Source organism: Nitrosovibrio sp. Nv17, from assembly GCF_900119085.1.
GTDB lineage: Bacteria > Pseudomonadota > Gammaproteobacteria > Burkholderiales > Nitrosomonadaceae > Nitrosospira.
Window position 1 is genome coordinate 1 of the sequence record NZ_FPIQ01000020.1, and the last position, 18,092, is coordinate 18,092.

The 18,092-nt window shown below is 62.1% G+C and carries 18 protein-coding genes, 1 tRNA gene and 1 pseudogene; all 20 read left to right on the plus strand.

The window, feature by feature from the left end; genetic code table 11:
* Positions 1-192, plus strand: a pseudogene (locus BT108_RS10655) (cytochrome C); the annotation flags it as partial.
* A 246-nt stretch (positions 193-438) separates the two neighbouring features.
* Complete coding sequence (gene pstC / locus BT108_RS10660) at positions 439-1,371, plus strand: phosphate ABC transporter permease subunit PstC (protein ID WP_072294517.1); 933 nt, start codon at positions 439-441, stop codon at positions 1,369-1,371.
* 95 nt (positions 1,372-1,466) lie between these two features.
* Positions 1,467-2,393, plus strand: a complete 927-nt coding sequence (gene pstA / locus BT108_RS10665; RefSeq protein WP_072294518.1) for a phosphate ABC transporter permease PstA — start codon at positions 1,467-1,469, stop codon at positions 2,391-2,393.
* Entirely contained in the window at positions 2,387-3,196 is an 810-nt protein-coding gene (pstB, locus tag BT108_RS10670; RefSeq protein WP_072294519.1) for a phosphate ABC transporter ATP-binding protein PstB, read from the plus strand. Before pstA ends, pstB begins: the two co-directional genes overlap by 7 nt.
* Positions 3,197-3,465: 269 nt before the next feature.
* Entirely contained in the window at positions 3,466-4,230 is a 765-nt protein-coding gene (tpiA, locus tag BT108_RS10675) for a triose-phosphate isomerase (protein WP_072294554.1), read from the plus strand.
* Between the two features lie 16 nt (positions 4,231-4,246).
* Complete coding sequence (secG, locus tag BT108_RS10680; protein ID WP_177257306.1) at positions 4,247-4,597, plus strand: preprotein translocase subunit SecG; 351 nt, start codon at positions 4,247-4,249, stop codon at positions 4,595-4,597.
* Positions 4,598-4,669: 72 nt separating this feature from the next.
* Positions 4,670-4,754: transfer RNA gene (locus BT108_RS10685), tRNA-Leu, on the plus strand.
* A 92-nt stretch (positions 4,755-4,846) separates the two neighbouring features.
* Positions 4,847-5,203 carry an NADH-quinone oxidoreductase subunit A gene (locus tag BT108_RS10690; protein ID WP_072294520.1) on the plus strand — a complete coding sequence of 119 codons (357 nt, stop codon included), beginning with the start codon at positions 4,847-4,849 and terminating at the stop codon, positions 5,201-5,203.
* 4 nt (positions 5,204-5,207) lie between these two features.
* Entirely contained in the window at positions 5,208-5,684 is a 477-nt protein-coding gene (locus BT108_RS10695; RefSeq protein ID WP_072294521.1) for a NuoB/complex I 20 kDa subunit family protein, read from the plus strand.
* A gap of 7 nt (positions 5,685-5,691) precedes the next feature.
* A complete protein-coding gene (locus BT108_RS10700) occupies positions 5,692-6,315 on the plus strand; it encodes an NADH-quinone oxidoreductase subunit C (RefSeq protein ID WP_072294522.1) in 624 nt (207 codons plus the stop codon).
* 27 nt (positions 6,316-6,342) lie between these two features.
* Positions 6,343-7,596, plus strand: a complete 1,254-nt coding sequence (locus BT108_RS10705) for an NADH-quinone oxidoreductase subunit D (RefSeq protein ID WP_072294523.1) — start codon at positions 6,343-6,345, stop codon at positions 7,594-7,596.
* Positions 7,597-7,634: 38 nt separating this feature from the next.
* The gene (gene nuoE / locus BT108_RS10710) at positions 7,635-8,108 is read left to right on the plus strand and encodes an NADH-quinone oxidoreductase subunit NuoE (RefSeq protein ID WP_072294556.1); all 474 of its coding nucleotides are present in this window, start codon (positions 7,635-7,637) and stop codon (positions 8,106-8,108) included.
* On the plus strand, positions 8,105-9,382 hold the full coding sequence (gene nuoF / locus BT108_RS10715; RefSeq protein ID WP_072294524.1) for an NADH-quinone oxidoreductase subunit NuoF: 1,278 nt from the start codon (positions 8,105-8,107) through the stop codon (positions 9,380-9,382). Before nuoE ends, nuoF begins: the two co-directional genes overlap by 4 nt.
* Before the next feature lie 52 nt (positions 9,383-9,434).
* Positions 9,435-11,861 carry an NADH-quinone oxidoreductase subunit NuoG gene (nuoG, locus tag BT108_RS10720; RefSeq protein ID WP_072294525.1) on the plus strand — a complete coding sequence of 809 codons (2,427 nt, stop codon included), beginning with the start codon at positions 9,435-9,437 and terminating at the stop codon, positions 11,859-11,861.
* Positions 11,862-11,883: 22 nt separating this feature from the next.
* The gene (nuoH, locus tag BT108_RS10725) at positions 11,884-12,984 is read left to right on the plus strand and encodes an NADH-quinone oxidoreductase subunit NuoH (protein ID WP_072294526.1); all 1,101 of its coding nucleotides are present in this window, start codon (positions 11,884-11,886) and stop codon (positions 12,982-12,984) included.
* A 14-nt stretch (positions 12,985-12,998) separates the two neighbouring features.
* Positions 12,999-13,487 (plus strand): NADH-quinone oxidoreductase subunit NuoI, encoded by a 489-nt coding sequence (gene nuoI / locus BT108_RS10730; protein ID WP_072294527.1) that lies wholly within the window; start codon positions 12,999-13,001, stop codon positions 13,485-13,487.
* Between the two features lie 19 nt (positions 13,488-13,506).
* Positions 13,507-14,112, plus strand: a complete 606-nt coding sequence (locus BT108_RS10735) for an NADH-quinone oxidoreductase subunit J (protein WP_072294528.1) — start codon at positions 13,507-13,509, stop codon at positions 14,110-14,112.
* A gap of 73 nt (positions 14,113-14,185) precedes the next feature.
* Positions 14,186-14,491: an NADH-quinone oxidoreductase subunit NuoK gene (gene nuoK, locus BT108_RS10740; RefSeq protein WP_072294529.1), complete on the plus strand. Its 306-nt coding sequence runs from the start codon at positions 14,186-14,188 to the stop codon at positions 14,489-14,491.
* Positions 14,492-14,550: 59 nt separating this feature from the next.
* Entirely contained in the window at positions 14,551-16,506 is a 1,956-nt protein-coding gene (nuoL, locus tag BT108_RS10745; RefSeq protein ID WP_083566399.1) for an NADH-quinone oxidoreductase subunit L, read from the plus strand.
* 79 nt (positions 16,507-16,585) lie between these two features.
* Positions 16,586-18,070: an NADH-quinone oxidoreductase subunit M gene (locus tag BT108_RS10750; RefSeq protein ID WP_072294530.1), complete on the plus strand. Its 1,485-nt coding sequence runs from the start codon at positions 16,586-16,588 to the stop codon at positions 18,068-18,070.
* Positions 18,071-18,092 lie beyond the last annotated feature (22 nt).

Here is an 18,092-nt window from a genome sequence, read left to right on the forward strand (position 1 = left end):
TGCCACCAGAACCTGGTGCACAAGGAGGTCGCCGAGACCGACCTCAATGCCAGCCTCAAGGAGGGCAAGATGGTGCTCAAGTCCTCCAAGGAGGAGGACGACGACGACGATGAGGACGACGACGACGAGGATTCCTCCAGCAGCCCCTCCCAGGAAGAATCCGACGAGCCCGCAGACGATGAGCAGGAATGAGTGGAGGACAGCTTTTCCGAAGTATTGATCATGAATTCCATGCGGCCTAGCGATGGCCCCGGTTCTGAACGGAATCCGGGGCCATCGCCGTTTGGGCAGAAGCGATTCCGCTCCTCCAGAGCCCCATCTGCATGCGTGCGAGGCCCTCGTTTCTACCTGGACCTGTTCCTGCATGTCACGAAAATGTAATATGGTCATCGTAGTATCGAGCCTCCAAGAAAGGTACTCTTCCCGGAAGGCATTTTTTTGACCGCACACTCTCCTGCAGATACCTCTCATCCCGGGAAGCTTGGGTACAGCTATCGCCGCCACCTGGGCGAGCGCCTCATCGAGGCGATACTGTTCCTGATGGCCTTTGTGTCGGTGATGATCACCCTGGCCATCGTGATGATGCTGGTGAAGGAGTCGGTCGTTTTCTTCGAGCATGTTCCCCTCTGGGACTTCCTGACGGATACCCAGTGGACGCCACTGTTCGACGATGCGCACTACGGGATACTTCCCCTGATCTCCGGCACCGCAGTCAGTTCGGCTGTGGCGCTGCTGGTGGCGATCCCGATGGGCACCATCACCGCCATCTATCTCTCGGAGTTCGCGCCCTTCACGGTGCGTGAGGTCGCCAAGCCGTTCCTGGAGCTGCTGGGTGGCGTGCCGACCGTGGTCTACGGCTATTTCGCGCTGCTGTTCGTCACGCCCCTGTTGCAGGTCATTTTCCCCGAACTGCCCGGCTTCAATCTGCTTTCCGCAGGGCTGGTGATGGGTGTCATGATCATTCCCTACGTCAGCTCGATGGCCGAGGACGCGATGCGTGCGGTACCGATGCACCTGCGCGAGGGGTCCTATGCGATGGGTGCCACCCGGTTGCAGACCGCGCTGCGAGTGGTCATGCCGGCCGCCATCTCGGGCATCGCCGCAGCCTACATCCTCGGTATCTCGCGCGCGGTGGGGGAGACCATGGTCGTGGCGGTGGCGGCGGGCATGCAGCCCAACCTGACCTGGAATCCGATGGAGCCCGCGGCCACCATCACCGCCTACATCGTACAGGTGAGCCTGGGCGACCTGCCGCATGGCAGCATTGGCTATCAGACCATCTTCGCGGCCGGGCTGACGCTGCTCCTGCTGACACTCGCGTTCAACGTGATCGGCCATCTGCTGCGCAAACGCTACCGTGAAATCTACTGAACGGACCGCGATGAAGCCGCCATGCTTGTGTTGCCCGATCCCGCTGCCTGAACCGCGATCTTGTTGTCATGCGATTCGCTCCATGGATGCGATCGATGCAGAATGAAAAGGATCTGAGCGTCATCCGTGCCATCATCGCGCGCCACAAGATGCTGGACGTGGTGTTCATGACCGTCGGGGTGTTCGTTCTGATGGTCGCGATACTGACATTCATGGCGCTGTTCTCGCACATGCTGGTCGAGGGAATGCCACGCCTCTCCTGGGATTTCTTCAGTTCTTTTCCGTCGCGCCGGCCCGAGTCGGCGGGCATCCTGTCGGCATGGGTGGGAACCACGCTTGTCATGGTGGTGACGGCGTTTGCCGCTGTACCCATGGGAATCGGGGCCGGCATCTACCTGGAGGAATATGCGGCCAAGAATCTCCTGACCGAGATCATCGAAGTCAATGTGACCAATCTTGCCGGCGTGCCGTCCATCATCTACGGATTGCTGGCGCTCAGCCTGTTCGTGCACCAACTGGAATTCGGGCAGAGCATTCTCTCGGCGGGCCTTGCGCTGGCATTGCTGATACTCCCGATCGTGATCGTTGCGACACGGGAGGCCATCCGCGCGATTCCCGTCACCATCCGCGAGGGCGCGTATGCCCTGGGAGCAACCCGATGGCAGACCGTGTCCGACCACATTCTTCCCTATTCTGCAGCGGGCATCCTGACGGGGGTCATCATCGGTCTGGCGCGCGCGATCGGAGAAACGGCGCCCATCATCACCATCGGGGCGCTGACGTTCATCGCGTTCCTGCCACCATCCCCGATCAAGGCAGAGTTTCCCTATCTGTCGATGGAGTGGCTGATGGCGCCGTTCACGGTGATGCCGATCCAGATGTTCAACTGGGTTTCCCGACCGGAGGAGGCGTTCCAGGTCAACGCGGCGGCGGCAGGACTGGTGCTGGTGATGATGACGCTCACCATGAATGCCCTGGCCATCTATCTGCGTTACCGCATGCGCAAGAACATCAAATGGTAGAGGGGCTGGTACGAAACCACACGACTCCCGACGTTGCGCCGATTCCACGCAAGTCCGAAGTCAGGGATCTGAGCTTCTATTACGGGGCATTCAGCGCGCTCAAGAACATCAACATGGTGCTGCACGAGAAGCAGGTCACTGCGCTGATCGGACCTTCCGGCTGTGGGAAGTCCACCTATCTGCGCTGCTTCAACCGCATGCACGACCTTTATCCGGGAAATCGCTATGTGGGCGAGATCATTCTCTATCCGGACAATGTCAACATCCTGTCGCGTACCGTGGACCCGATCGAGGTACGCATGCGCGTCAGCATGGTGTTCCAGAAACCCAATCCCTTTCCGAAATCCATCTATGAGAACGTGGCGTACGGCCTGCGGGTGCGAGGGGTGCGGCAGCGCGCAGTGCTCGACGAGAAGGTGGAGGAGGCGCTGCGCGACGCCGCCCTGTGGGATGAGGTGAAGGATCGCCTGAATCACCTCGCTTACAATCTGTCGGGTGGTCAGCAGCAGCGCCTGTGCATCGCGCGGGCGCTGGCCACCGATCCCGAGATACTCCTGTTCGACGAACCGACCTCGGCGCTCGATCCCATCGCCACCGCGAGCATCGAAGAACTCATTGCAGATCTTAAAGACAGGGTCACCATCCTTATCGTCACCCACAACATGCAGCAGGCGGCGCGCGTATCCGACTATACCGCCTACATGTACCTGGGTGAAATCATCGAGTTCGACGTGACCGATACGATCTTCATCAAACCCAAGAACAAGCAGACGGAAGACTATATCACCGGCCGTTTCGGTTGAGGGAATCCCGATTCCACGCCTGGAGGGACCGCGGCCGGGAGTGCCGGCCTCCTGTCACCCGTCACTCCTCGCGGAGCCTCCGGCCCGCATCGTCGGTCCCGGTATCCAGTGCGCGCTTCCAGCGTATGCATAACGGTTATTCCCGGCGTTGGCCGGGCCGATCTTGCAGGTCTTCATCCAGGCGCGTACTGCCCGCCTTTTGGATTGACCGGCTACCCATTCACAGGTAACATTCGCTGCTTTCCATGATAAAGGCAGTAGCGATGACTGTGCGTCGGAAACTGGTTGCAGGCAACTGGAAAATGCACGGCGGCATTGCGCAGAACCGGGAATTGCTGGCTGCGATCGTTGCCGGGACGAAAACGGTACAAGATGCCGATTTCGCGGTGTGCGTACCCTACCCCTACCTGTTCCAGGCGCAGTCCCTGTTGCGCGACACGTCTATCCAGTGGGGCGCCCAGAACGTCAGCCAGCATGAGAAGGGTGCATACACCGGTGAAGTGTCCACAGCGATGCTGCTGGACTTCGGTTGCCGCTACGCCATCATCGGCCACTCTGAACGGCGTGCGCTGTACGGTGAAAATGATGATACGGTGGCGCTCAAGTTCGCTGCGGCCCTGCAGGCGGGGTTGACGCCCATCCTCTGTCTAGGGGAAACCCTGGATCAGCGCGAAGCCAACGTGACCGAACAGGTCGTGGCGCGGCAGCTGGATGCGGTCATCGAATCGGTCGGCATCGCCGCCTTGTCCAGGGCGGTATTGGCCTACGAACCGGTATGGGCCATCGGTACCGGAAGGACCGCCACGCCAGGCCAGGCCCAGGAGGTGCATGCCTTCCTGCGCGGCAGGATCGCCGCCCATGATGCGGGAGTGGCGGCGCCGGTGAAGATTCTGTATGGCGGCAGCGTCAAGGCGGACAATGCGGCGGAACTGTTCGCCATGCCGGATATCGATGGCGGGCTGGTCGGCGGCGCCTCACTCGTCGCCGACGAGTTCATCGCGATCTGCCGTGCGGCAGGCGCGGGCTCACGCTGACATTGGAGTAGGTGCGTTGGAGACATTCATCTGGATCGTGCACGTGCTGTCGGCGATCGCCGTGATCGTCCTGGTGTTGCTCCAGCATGGCAAGGGTGCCGACATGGGCGCCGCGTTCGGCAGCGGCTCTTCGGGCAGCCTGTTCGGTGCCAGTGGCTCGGCGAACTTCCTGAGCAGGGCCACGGGCATCCTGGCGACGGTGTTCTTCATCACCAGCCTCGGCCTGACCTATCTTTCCAACCAGAAGACGGATGGGGGGGGTGTCATGGACAAGGTGGCACCTGCCCAATCCGTCAAACCGGTAGAGCCGGTACCACCGGTACCGGACGCAGCAGGAGGGTCCAAGGCAGCGGAAATACCGGAGTAGCACGCCCGGTTGAACAATCGACCGGCCCCGCGTTCTAATATGATTGCGCCGGACCGAGACTCAGTTTAAGCCGCCGACGTGGTGGAATTGGTAGACACGCCGTCTTGAGGGGGCGGTGGCGCAAGCTGTGCGAGTTCGAGTCTCGCCGTCGGCACCAGTGATGGAACAAGGTTGGGGTCTGCGTGACGATGGATACGCAGGGCATAAACGGTAGGCAGGTTCTTCGTCCTATATTATTTGATCATACCGATGCTCGAAAACTATTTCCCCATTCTGCTGTTCATTCTGCTTGGCCTCGCCATAGGAGTGGTTCCCATGGCGCTGGGCTGGCTGTGCGCCCCCAATCGTCCCGACAACGAGAAGCTTTCTCCCTACGAATGTGGCTTCGAGGCGTTCGAGGATGCGCGCATGAAATTCGATGTGCGCTACTACCTGGTCGCCATCCTGTTCATTTTGTTCGACCTGGAAATCGCCTTTCTGTTTCCGTGGGCGGTGGTGCTGAACGAAATCGGGACCTTCGGGTTCGTGGCGATGATGGTGTTTCTGGGCATACTGGTCGTCGGTTTCATCTACGAATGGAACAAGGGTGCCCTGGAATGGGATTGATGCGATGAGCACAGGCGGCGTGATGGAAAAGGGCTTCGTCACCACGGGCCTGGACAACGTGATCAACTGGGGTCGCACCGGATCCATGTGGCCGATGACCTTCGGTCTGGCGTGTTGCGCGGTGGAGATGATGCAGGCGGGTGCCTCGCGCTATGATCTCGACCGCTTCGGTATCGTTTTCCGTCCAAGCCCGCGACAATCGGACGTGATGATCGTCGCCGGCACACTGTGCAACAAGATGGCTCCGGCATTGCGCAAGGTCTATGATCAGATGGCCGAGCCGCGCTGGGTCATTTCCATGGGTTCCTGCGCCAATGGCGGCGGCTACTACCATTATTCCTACTCCGTCGTTCGCGGCTGCGATCGCATCGTGCCCGTCGACATCTACGTGCCCGGCTGTCCCCCCACGGCGGAAGCGCTGCTCTACGGCATCATCCAGCTCCAGAACAAGATCCACCGCACCAATACCATTGCCCGCTAGTTCCGCCATGTCTTCCTCCCGTCTGGAAACGCTCTCTCTTTGCCTGAAAAACGTGCTGGACGAACGGATCGTCAGCCTGGACGAGCGGCTGGCCGAACTGACGCTGACCCTGGATTCGGCACACGCGCTGGAATCGTTGCGAGTGCTGAGGGACCATCCCGACCTGGCCCTGGACATGCTCGTCGATCTCTGTGGCGTGGACTATCTGACATACGGCAGATACGACGTCGACGATTTTCCAGCAAACGCGGCGGGCAAGCGCTTTGCCGTGGTGTATCACCTGCTTTCCATCGTGCACAATCATCGCCTGCGGGTCCGGGTGTTCGCGCCGGATGACGAATTCCCGGTGCTGGAGTCGGTGATCGGCGTATGGCCTGCCGTCAACTGGTTCGAGCGCGAGGCGTTCGATCTCTTCGGCATCGTCTTTACCGGCCATCCCGATCTGCGGCGCATTCTCACGGACTATGGTTTCATCGGCAATCCGTTCCGCAAGGATTTTCCGCTCAGCGGCAACGTCGAAATGCGCTACGATCCAGACCAGCAGCGAGTGATCTACCAGCCTGTCACCATCGAACCGCGCCAGATCACGCCGCGCGTGATTCGTGAAGAGCATTATGGGGACAGCGAATGACAGTTTCGCGACAGGCATTCGTCTGATATGGCCGAGATACGCAACTACACCATGAATTTCGGTCCGCAGCACCCGGCGGCGCACGGAGTGCTGCGCCTGGTGCTGGAACTCGACGGCGAAGTGGTGCAGCGTGCCGATCCGCACATCGGCCTGCTGCATCGCGCCACCGAGAAATTGGCGGAGAACAAGACCTACATCCAGTCGGTGCCGTACATGGATCGCCTGGACTACGTTTCCATGATGGTCAACGAGCATGCGTACGTGATGGCCATCGAAAAGCTGCTGCAGATCGAAGTGCCCGTGCGTGCGCAGTACATCCGCGTGATGTTCGACGAGATCACGCGCATCCTCAACCACCTGCTATGGCTGGGCGCGCACGCGCTGGACGTGGGCGCGATGACCGTGTTCCTCTACGCCTTTCGCGATCGTGAAGATCTGATGGATTGCTACGAAGCGGTCTCGGGCGCCAGGATGCATGCCGCCTACTACCGGCCGGGAGGCGTCTATCGCGACCTGCCCGACTCGATGCCGCAGTATCAGGCGTCGAAGGTACGCAACGAGAAGAGCGTGGAAATTCTCAATGAGAACCGCAGCGGCTCGCTGCTGGATTTCATCGAGGATTTCACGAATCGTTTTCCCGGCTACGTGGACGAGTACGAGACCCTGCTGACCGATAACCGCATCTGGAAGCAGCGGCTGGTGGGGATCGGCGTGGTCTCGCCCGAGCGCGCCAAGGCGCTGGGTTTCACCGGTCCGATGCTGCGCGGTTCCGGCGTCGAGTGGGACCTGCGCAAGAAGCAGCCCTACGAGGTGTACGACCGGGTGGATTTCGACATACCGGTCGGCGTCAACGGCGATTGCTACGACCGTTACCTTGTGCGGATAGAGGAGTTCCGCCAGTCGACCCGGATCATCCGGCAGTGTGTCGACTGGCTGCGGCAGAACCCGGGGCCGGTCATCGTCGACAACTTCAAGGTCGCCCCGCCGCCCCGGGTGAACATGAAGCAGAACATGGAGGAGTTGATCCACCACTTCAAGCTGTTCACGGAAGGGATACATGTCCCGCCGGGCGAGACCTACGTTGCGGTCGAGCACCCGAAGGGGGAGTTCGGCATCTACCTGATATCGGACGGCGCCAACATGCCCTACCGGCTCAAGATCCGGGCGCCGGGCTTCGCGCACCTGGCCGCACTGGACGAGATGTCGCGGGGGCACATGATCGCCGACGTGGTGGCCATCATCGGTACCCAGGACATCGTGTTCGGCGAGATAGATCGATGATGATCGATATCGACAGGCAGGAGAGCACGGAGGCAGGCGTGCTGAGTCCGGAATCCATGAAGAAGATAGACCATGAACTTACCAAGTATCCGGCCAGCCAGAAGCAGTCGGCGGTGATGTCGGCGCTGGCCATTGCCCAGGATGAGAAGGGATGGCTGGCCAACGAGACCATGGACTTCATTGCCCATTATCTGGGCATGCCGCCGATCGCGGTGTACGAGGTGGCGACGTTCTACAACATGTACAACCTCAAGCCGCTGGGCAGATACAAGATCACCGTCTGCACCAACCTGCCCTGTGCGTTGTCCGGGGGGAACGACGCGGCCGCGTACATCAAGCAGAAGCTGGGCATCGGCTTCAACGAGACCACTCCCGACGGGCGGTTCACCCTGAAGGAGGGCGAATGCATGGGCGCGTGCGGCGACGCCCCCGTTCTCCTGGTGAACAACAAGCGCATGTGCAGCTTCATGTCCAACGACAGGATAGACCGGTTGCTGGAGGATCTTGAATGACCGGGTTCCCACTGGTGTTGACGGCGGGGGTGGATCCCTCCGATCCGGACAACTGGCGGCTCAGAAGCTACGAGCAGCGGGAGGGATACGCCGCCTTGAGGAAGATCCTTTCCGAACGCATCCCGCCGGAACAGATCATCGAGGAGGTCAAGAAATCCGCCCTGCGCGGACGTGGGGGCGCCGGCTTCCCTACCGGCCTGAAGTGGAGCTTCATGCCCAAGCAATACGAGGGCGACAAGTACCTGGTGTGCAATTCCGACGAAGGCGAGCCCGGGACCTTCAAGGATCGGGACATCATGCGCCACAACCCGCACATCCTGATAGAGGGCATGCTGATCGGCGCCTATGCCATGGGCATCAAGACGGGCTACAACTACATCCACGGCGAGATCTGGGACGTCTACGAACGCATGGAGGAGGCGGTGGACGAGGCCCGGGCGGCGGGGTACCTGGGCGATGACATCCTCGGTTCCGGCTTCGGCTTCCAGCTGTACAACCATCACGGCTACGGCGCCTACATATGCGGCGAGGAGACCGCGCTGCTGGAGTCCATCGAGGGAAAGAAGGGCCAACCGCGCTTCAAGCCCCCGTTTCCGGCGAGCTTCGGACTCTATGGAAAGCCCACCACCATCAACAACACCGAGACGTTTTCCTCGGTACCCTGGATCATACGCAACGGCGGCGAGAAATTTCTACAGCTGGGCAGGCCCAACAACGGCGGCACCAAGCTGTTCTCGGTGTCCGGCCACGTCAATCGGCCCGGCAACTACGAGATTCCCCTGGGCACGCCGTTCGCCACCCTGCTGGAGATGGCGGGCGGCATGCGCGGCGGACGCAGGCTGAAAGGATGCATCCCGGGCGGGTCGTCGATGCCGGTATTGCCCGGGGACGTCATGATGCAGACCGACATGGACTACGACTCCATCGCCAAGGCCGGCTCCATGCTGGGTTCCGGCGCGGTCATCGTCATGGATGAGACCACCTGCATGGTGCGGGCGCTGGAGCGCCTGTCGTACTTCTATTTCGAGGAATCCTGCGGCCAGTGCACCCCCTGCCGCGAGGGAACCGGCTGGCTCTATCGCGTGGTACACCGGATCGAGACCGGCAAGGGGCGCATGGAGGATCTGGATCTTCTCAACAACGTCGCCGACAACATCCAGGGGCGCACCATCTGCGCGCTGGGCGACGCCGCCGCCATGCCGGTGCGCGCCATGATCCAGCATTTCCGGGATGAGTTCGCCTACCATATCGAGCACAAGCGATGCATGGTATAGCGGACAGGGCGGGAACGAGACTGGCTGGCCAACAGCCGGGAGCTAGGATTCGATGATCAATTTCGAAATCGACGGAAAACCGGTATCCGTGGCCAAGAATGGCACCGTCATGGACGGCGCCAACAAGCTGGGGATATACATTCCGCATTTCTGCTATCACAAGAAGCTGTCCATCGCCGCCAATTGCCGCATGTGCCTGGTGCAGGTGGAGAAGGCTCCCAAACCCTTGCCCGCGTGCGCCACACCGGCCATGGAGGGGATGAAGGTCTCCACCCATTCCGGGCAGGCGGTGACGGCGCAGAAGGGCGTCATGGAATTCCTGCTGATCAACCATCCGCTCGACTGCCCAATCTGCGACCAGGGCGGTGAGTGCCAGCTCCAGGATTTGGCGGTGGGCTACGGTGCGAGCGCATCACGCTACCAGGAAGCCAAGCGGGTGGTGACGAACAAGAACCTGGGGCCGCTGATCTCCACCGACATGACGCGCTGCATCCACTGCACCCGCTGCGTGCGTTTCGGCCAGGAGATCGCCGGCATCATGGAGCTGGGCATGGCCGGGCGGGGCGAACATTCGGAAATCCTGTCGTTCGTCGGCAGCACCGTGGATTCGGAACTCTCCGGCAACATGATCGACCTGTGCCCGGTCGGTGCCCTGGTCAGCAAGCCTTTCCGCTACTCGGCCCGCACCTGGGAGCTGTCCCGCAGAAAATCGGTGAGCCCGCACTGCGGGTTGGGCTCCAACCTGGTGGTGCAGGTGAAGCAGAATCGCGTCATGCGCGTGCTGCCGCGGGAGCGGGAAGAGATCAATGAATGCTGGTTGGCGGACAAGGACCGCTTTTCCTACGAGGGGCTCAACTCCGAGGAGCGGCTCCGGACGCCGATGATCCGGCGTGACGGCGAGTGGCAGACGTGCGACTGGCAGTCCGCACTGGAGTTCGTCGCCAACGGCCTGCAGTCGGTGAAGGCACGGCACGGCGCCGCCGGGATCGGAGCACTGGCCTCGCCCTACAGTACGCTCGAGGAACTCTACCTGCTGCAGAAGCTTGCGCGCGGACTGGGCAGCGGGAACGTGGATCATCGCCTGCGCCAGTCCGATTTCCGCATTGATCGCCACCTGCAGGGGGCGCCATGGCTGGGCATGGCGGTTGCCGATATTTCCAGCCTGAAATCCGCGCTGGTGGTCGGCAGCACGCTGCGCAAGGACCATCCTCTCATCGCCCAGCGCCTGCGCCAGACGGTCAAGCAGGGTGCGCGGCTGAGCATCATCAATCCGGTGGACGATGATCTCCTGACGAAGATCGCCCATCGGGCCATTGTCGCACCCGATGCCATGGCGGGCGTCCTGGCGCAGGTCCTGAAAGCGGCCGCCGCGCTGAAGGGCGTGGAAGTCGCCGACGGCGTACGTCCGGTGGTGGACGCTACCGAGGTCACAGACACGGCACGGGCCATGGCCGAGAGCCTCGTCGCGCATCGGCCTGCCGCGATCCTGCTCGGCAACATGGCGCAGCACCATCCGCACTATACGGACATGCTTGCGCTGGCGCGGCATCTGGCGGGTATCGTCGAGGCGCGGCTCGGCGTGCTGGGAGAAGCCGCCAACAGCGTCGGCGCCTATCTGGCGGGAGCCACTCCAAATGCCATCGGCATGGTCGGTACGCAGTCGCGAGAGGCGGAGGCGGGCGGCATGAATGCCGCCCGGATGCTGGGCCTGGATGCTGCCACGGGCACCGGTCAGCCGTGTCAGGGCTATCTGCTGCTGAACCTGGAGCCCGAGCTCGACAGCCACAATCCACAGCGAGCGATGCAAGTTCTCGCCGGGGCGGAACTCGTCGTCGTCATGAGCGCGTATCGGAGCCCTACCCTCCTCGAGGGCGGGTATGCCGACGTGCTGCTGCCGATTGCCCCCTTCACGGAAACCTCCGGCACCTTCGTCAGCACCGAAGGGCGGGTGCAGAGTTTCAATGGCGTGGTCGCTCCTCTGGGTGATGCGCGTCCGGCATGGAAGGTGTTGCGCGTGCTGGGCAGCATGCTGGGCCTGGAAGGGTTCGGCTACGATACGCCGGAGCAGGTGCGTGCCGACATCCTGCCGGTCGATGGCGACGTGAGCGCCTGTCTGAACAACGATCTGACCGGTTTCGCCGTGGAAGGGGCCGTGGAATCCGGCGGGGCCGGCACCGGTCTGCGGCGCATCGGCGAAGTGCCGATCTACCAGGCCGACCCCATCGTGCGCCGGGCCGAATCGCTGCAGCGTACCCATGACGCCGCCGCGCCGGTGGCCTGGATGTCGGGGCCGCTGATGGTCTCGCTGGGCATCGAGGCGGGTGAGCATGTGCGGGTACGGCAGGGGAGCGGCGAGGTGGTGCTGCCGGCCGCCCGCGACGACGGGTTGCCGGCCGGGTGCGTGCGGGTGGCCTGCGCGCATTCCTCGACCGCGGGGCTGGGCGGCATGTTCGGCGAGATCACGGTGGAGCGGCGGTGATGCGGCGAACCGGGACAGTCTGATGGAATACGCGCAACAATTGTTCGAGGGTGCATTCGGCCCGGAGTGGGGTCCCGCCCTCTTCGTCCTGACCAAGAACACGCTGCTGATCATCGCCATCGTGCTGCCGCTGATGCTGGCGGTGGCCTACCTCACCTTTGCCGAAAGGAAGATCATCGCCTACATGCAATTGCGCGTCGGTCCGAATCGCGTAACCTTCTTCGGCATCCCCTGGCTGGGCGGCTGGGGCCAGCCGATCGCGGACGCGGTCAAGGCCCTGATGAAGGAAATCATCATTCCCAGCGGAGCGAACAAGCTCCTGTTCGTGCTTGCGCCGGTGCTGACCTTCGCCCCTGCGCTCGCGGCCTGGGCAGTGGTGCCGTTCTCGCCCGAGGTGGTGCTGGCCGACATCAACGCGGGGCTGCTCTACATACTGGCCATGACCTCGATGGGCGTCTATGGGGTCATCATCGCGGGCTGGGCCTCCAACTCCAAATACGCCTTCCTCGGTGCCATGCGCTCCGCTGCTCAGGTGGTATCCTACGAGCTGGCGATGGGGTTTGCGCTGGTGTGCGTGTTGATGATGTCGCACAGCCTCAATCTGAGCGATATCGTCAGGGGCCAGCAGGGCGGAAGCTTCATCAACTGGTACCTCATTCCACTCTTTCCCATGTTCCTGGTGTATTTCATTTCCGGCGTGGCCGAGACCAACCGCGCTCCGTTCGACGTGGCGGAGGGCGAGTCCGAGATCGTGGCGGGATTCCACGTCGAGTATTCGGGCATGGCGTTCACCGTGTTTTTTCTCGCGGAATACTCGAACATGATCCTGGTGGCAACGCTCGCCAGCATCATCTTTCTCGGCGGATGGCTGCCACCCATCGACATGGCGCCCTTCAACATGATTCCGGGGTTCATCTGGCTGGTGACGAAGATCGCATTCCTGCTGTTCTGTTTCCTCTGGTTCCGCGCCACCTTTCCCCGCTACCGCTATGACCAGATCATGCGTCTGGGGTGGAAGGTCTTCATTCCCATCACTCTCGTCTGGATCCTGGTGGTGGGCCTGGTCATGCAGCTTCCGCCGTCGCTGCGGGAGGCGTTCCCGCTCAACCTGTGGTTTCACTGAGACAGGAGAGAATCATGAATCGGATCAAGGATTTTTTTCGCACCTTCCTGTTGTTCGAACTCGTCAAGGGAATGATGCTGACCGGACGATACATGTTCGCGCGCAAGATCACGGTGTATTTTCCCGAGGAGAAGACTCCCCAGTCCCCCCGCTTCCGCGGGCTCCATGCGTTGCGGCGCTATCCCAACGGGGAGGAACGCTGCATCGCGTGCAAGCTGTGCGAGGCGGTGTGCCCCGCGCTCGCGATCACCATCGAATCCGAGCAGCGCGAGGATGGCACCCGCCGCACCACGCGCTACGACATCGATCTGACGAAATGCATATTCTGCGGCTTTTGCGAGGAATCGTGCCCGGTCGACTCCATCGTCGAGACACGTATCCTCGAGTATCACGGCGAGAAGCGCGGCGACCTGGTCTACACCAAGCAGATGCTGCTGGCGGTGGGGGACCGCTACGAGGAGCAGATCGCGGCAGACCGGGCGGCGGACGCGCGCTACCGATGAACCCGGCCGACGACCACGCATGAGTTTCCAGGACGCCACATTCTATTTCTTCTCCGCGATACTGGTGCTGTCCGGGCTCGGCGTCATCACGGCCCGCAACCCGGTGCATTCGGCATTGCTGCTGGTGCTGGCGTTCTTCGCCTCCGCCGGGCTGTGGCTGCTGCTGGAGGCGGAGTTCCTCGCGATCACGCTGGTGCTGGTGTACGTCGGAGCGGTGATGGTGTTGTTCCTGTTCGTCGTCATGATGCTCGACATCAATCTCGCCCGTCTGCGGGAAGGATTCTGGAAGTGGTTTCCGGTGGGGGCCTTCCTCGGGATCGTGATGGCGGCCCAGATGGCGTTCGTGATGATGGGGGATCGCGAAGGTGCCGGCGGCGCGGCGCCCCCGGCACCACGCCCGGCCGATTACAGCAACACCAAGGAACTGGGTCGATTGATCTATACCGAGTACGTCTATGCCTTCGAACTCGCGGCAGTATTGCTGTTGGTGGCCATCGTTGCGGCCATCGCGCTGACCCTGCGGCGGCGCAGCGGCATCCGCAGCCCGGATGTTTCCCGGCAGGTGGCGGTCAGACGCGGGGATCGCGTGAGGATGGTTTCGATGCCGTCCGAGAAGAAAGAATAAACCGGAAGAAGAAAAAAACAAGAAGCGGCCACGGGCCGTTCCTGACGTTGTCTTGAAAAAAGGGGCATGAAGCTTGGTTTCACTTTCCCATTACCTCGTCATTGGCGCGATCCTGTTCGCCATCAGCATCGTCGGAATTTTCCTCAACAGGAAGAACGTGATCATCCTGCTGATGGCGATAGAGCTGATGCTCCTGGCGGTGAACATGAACTTCGTCGCATTCTCGCACTATCTGCAAGATACGGCGGGGCAGATCTTCGTCTTCTTCATCCTGACCGTGGCCGCGGCCGAATCCGCCATAGGGCTGGCGATACTCGTGGTGCTGTTCCGCAGCCTGCACACGATCAACGTGGACGATCTGGACAAGCTCAAGGGGTAATTCATGCCATTTTCACGTCTTGAACCGGCAATGGGCGCCAGGAAGGGGAGCGGGTGCCAATGACCGACATGCAGACGCTCTATCTCCTGATCCCGCTCGCGCCGCTGGCGGGAGCGCTGATCGCGGGGCTGCTCGGCCGCGTGATCGGCACCACCTGGAGCCACCGTGCCACCATCGCGCTGATGATGGCGTGCGTGGCTGCCTCCATCACCGTCTTCATGGACGTGCTGGAGGGCAACGTCTACAACGGCAGCGTCTATACCTGGGCCGTCTCAGGCGGCATGCACTTCGAGGTCGGATTCCTGATCGACCGGCTCTCGGCCATGATGATGGTGGTCGTGAGCGGCGTATCGCTGATGGTGCACGTGTACACCATCGGCTACATGCATGGAGATCCCGGATACCAGCGCTTCTTCAGCTACATCTCGCTGTTCACTTTCTCGATGCTGATGCTGGTGATGTCGAACAACTTCCTTCAGCTGTTCTTCGGCTGGGAAGCGGTCGGGCTGGTTTCCTATCTTCTGATCGGCTTCTGGTATACCCGCCCCACGGCGGTGTACGCCAACCTGAAGGCGTTCCTGGTCAACCGCGTCGGCGACTTCGGCTTCCTGCTGGGCATCGGGCTGGTGCTGCTCCATGCCGGCACGCTGGATTACGCCGAAGTCTTCACGCAGGCGCCGCGGCTTGCGACCGAGACCATCGACATCATCCCCGGCGCGCCCTGGGCGCTGCTGTCGGTGACGTGCATCCTGCTGTTCGTGGGTGCGATGGGCAAGTCCGCCCAGTTCCCGCTGCACGTCTGGCTGCCGGACTCGATGGAGGGCCCCACACCCATCTCCGCCCTGATCCACGCCGCCACCATGGTGACGGCCGGGATATTCATGGTAGCCCGCATGTCGCCACTGTTCGAGCTGAGCGAGACCGCGCTCTCGTTCATCCTGGTGATCGGCGGCATCACCACGCTCTTCATGGCGCTGGTGGCGATCGTGCAGAACGACATCAAGCGCGTGGTGGCCTACTCGACCCTGTCGCAGCTGGGCTACATGACCGTGGCCCTGGGGGCGTCGGCCTACTCGGCGGGTGTTTTCCATCTCATGACCCATGCCTTCTTCAAGGCGGTGTTGTTCCTCGGTGCGGGCTCCGTGATCATCGCCATGCACCACGAACAGGACATGCGCAAGATGGGCGGGCTCAAGCGCTACATGCCCGTCACCTACTGGACCATGTTCATCGCCGCGCTGGCAAGCGCGGGCGTGCCTGGCTTCGCCGGCTTCTTTTCCAAGGACGCCATCATCGAGGCCCTGCATTTCGCCGCCATCCCGGGCGCCGGCTTCGCCTATTTCTGCGCGGTGACCACCGTGTTCGTCACCGCCTTCTACACCTTCCGCCTGGTGTTCATGACATTCCACGGCGAGCCGCGCATGGACCACCACACGCAGGAGCACCTGCACGAGTCGCCCTGGGTGGTGACGCTGCCGCTCGTCGTGCTGGCGATTCCCTCCATCGCCGCGGGCTGGCTGATCGGCCCGATGCTGTTCGGCGGCTATTTCGGCGAGGCCATCCGGATCCTGCCCGAGCACGAGGCCATCGCCAGCATGGCGGCGGAATTCCACGGCGTCGCGGGAATGATGGCGCATGCGCTGTCCACCCTGCCGTTCTGGCTGTCGATGGCCGGCATCTTCGCCGCCTGGTACCTGTACCGGGTGAACACCGAGCTGCCCGGCAGGATCAGCCGGGCCGCCGGACCGCTCTACACGCTGCTGGATCGCAAGTACTTCATCGACGAGTTCTACTCGTGGCTGTTCGCGGGCGGCGCGCGGGCGCTCGGCGGCGGGCTGTGGAAGATCGGCGATGTCAAGCTTATCGACGGACTCATCGTCAATGGCGCCGCGCGATCGGTGGCCAGGGTCGCGGCGCTGGTGCGCCGCCTCCAGTCCGGCTTCATCTACCACTATGCATTCACCATGATCGTGGGCGTATTCGTGCTGATGAGCCTGTGGCTGTACGGCTCATGATGCGCGAGAAAGGGAAACCGGCACGATCGGGCATCGGCCCGCGTATCGCACGCTGCTCAACGGATAGAATGGAATAGACATGCTGTTTGGCCTTCCCCTGCTCAGTCTCGTCATCTGGCTGCCGATCCTCGCCGGCATCGGCGTGCTCGCCACCGGCGGCGACCGCAACGCCCAGGTCGCGCGCTGGTGCGCGTTGGCTGGCTCGATAGCGGGCCTGTTGGTGGCCATCCCGCTCTATACCCGGTTCGATCCGCTGTCGAGCGCCATGCAGTTCGAGGAGCGCAGCGCCTGGATCGAATATTTCAACATCCACTACCACCTCGGTGTGGATGGCATCGCCATGCCGTTGATCCTGCTCAACTGTTTCACCACGCCGCTGGTGGTAATCGCGGGATGGCAGGTGATCACCCAGCGGGTATCGCAGTACATGGGCGCGTTCCTGATCATGTCGGGCATCGTCAACGGGGTGTTCTCGTCGCTGGACGCGATCCTGTTCTACGTGTTCTGGGAAGCTTCGCTGATCCCCATGTTCCTCATCATCGGGGTGTGGGGCGGTCCCAACCGCGTGTACGCCGCGATCAAGTTCTTCCTGTACACGCTGCTGGGATCGCTGCTGATGCTGGTGGCGTTCATCTACCTCTACCAGATGTCCGGTGGCAGCTTTTCCATCCAGGACTACCATCACCTGCCGCTGCCGCTGACGCCGCAGATCCTTATCTTTGTCGCCTTCCTGCTGGCCTTCGCGGTGAAGGTGCCGATGTGGCCGGTGCACACCTGGCTGCCGGACGCCCACGTGGAGGCGCCCACCGGCGGTTCGGTGGTGCTGGCGGCGATCCTGCTGAAGATGGGGGGGTACGGCTTCCTGCGCTTCTCGCTGCCGATCGTGCCCGACGCCAGCCACCAGCTCGCCACCCTGATGATCGCGCTGTCGCTGGTGGCCGTGGTTTACATCGGCCTGGTCGCGCTGGTGCAGGCGGACATGAAGAAACTCATCGCCTATTCGTCGGTGGCACACATGGGCTTCGTCACGCTCGGCTTCTTCCTCTTCAACGCCCTCGGGCTGGAGGGCGCGATCGTGCAGATGATTTCGCACGGCTTCATATCCGGCGCGATGTTCCTGTGCGTGGGGGTACTCTACGACCGTCTGCACTCCCGCCAGATCGCCGATTACGGCGGTGTGGCCAACAGAATGCCGGTATTCGCGGCATTCTTCATGCTGTTCGGCATGGCGAATTCCGGGCTGCCGGGGACCAGCGGCTTCGTAGGGGAGTTCATCATCATCATGGCGGCCATCCAGGTCGACTTCTGGTACGGGTTCCTGGCTGCCACGTCGCTGATCACGGGCGCGGCCTATACGTTGTGGATGTACAAGCGGGTAGTGTTCGGGGAGGTGGCGAGCCCGGCCGTGGAGGCGCTGGACGACGTCAACGGACGCGAGATCGCGATCCTGGCGATCCTCGCGGCGGCGGTGCTGGGGATGGGCCTCTGCCCGGCGCCCTTCACGGAGGTGATGCACGCCACGGTGGATGAACTGCTGGCGCACGTCGCCCGCAGCAAACTGTAGCGCGAATGAAACGGAACCTGCC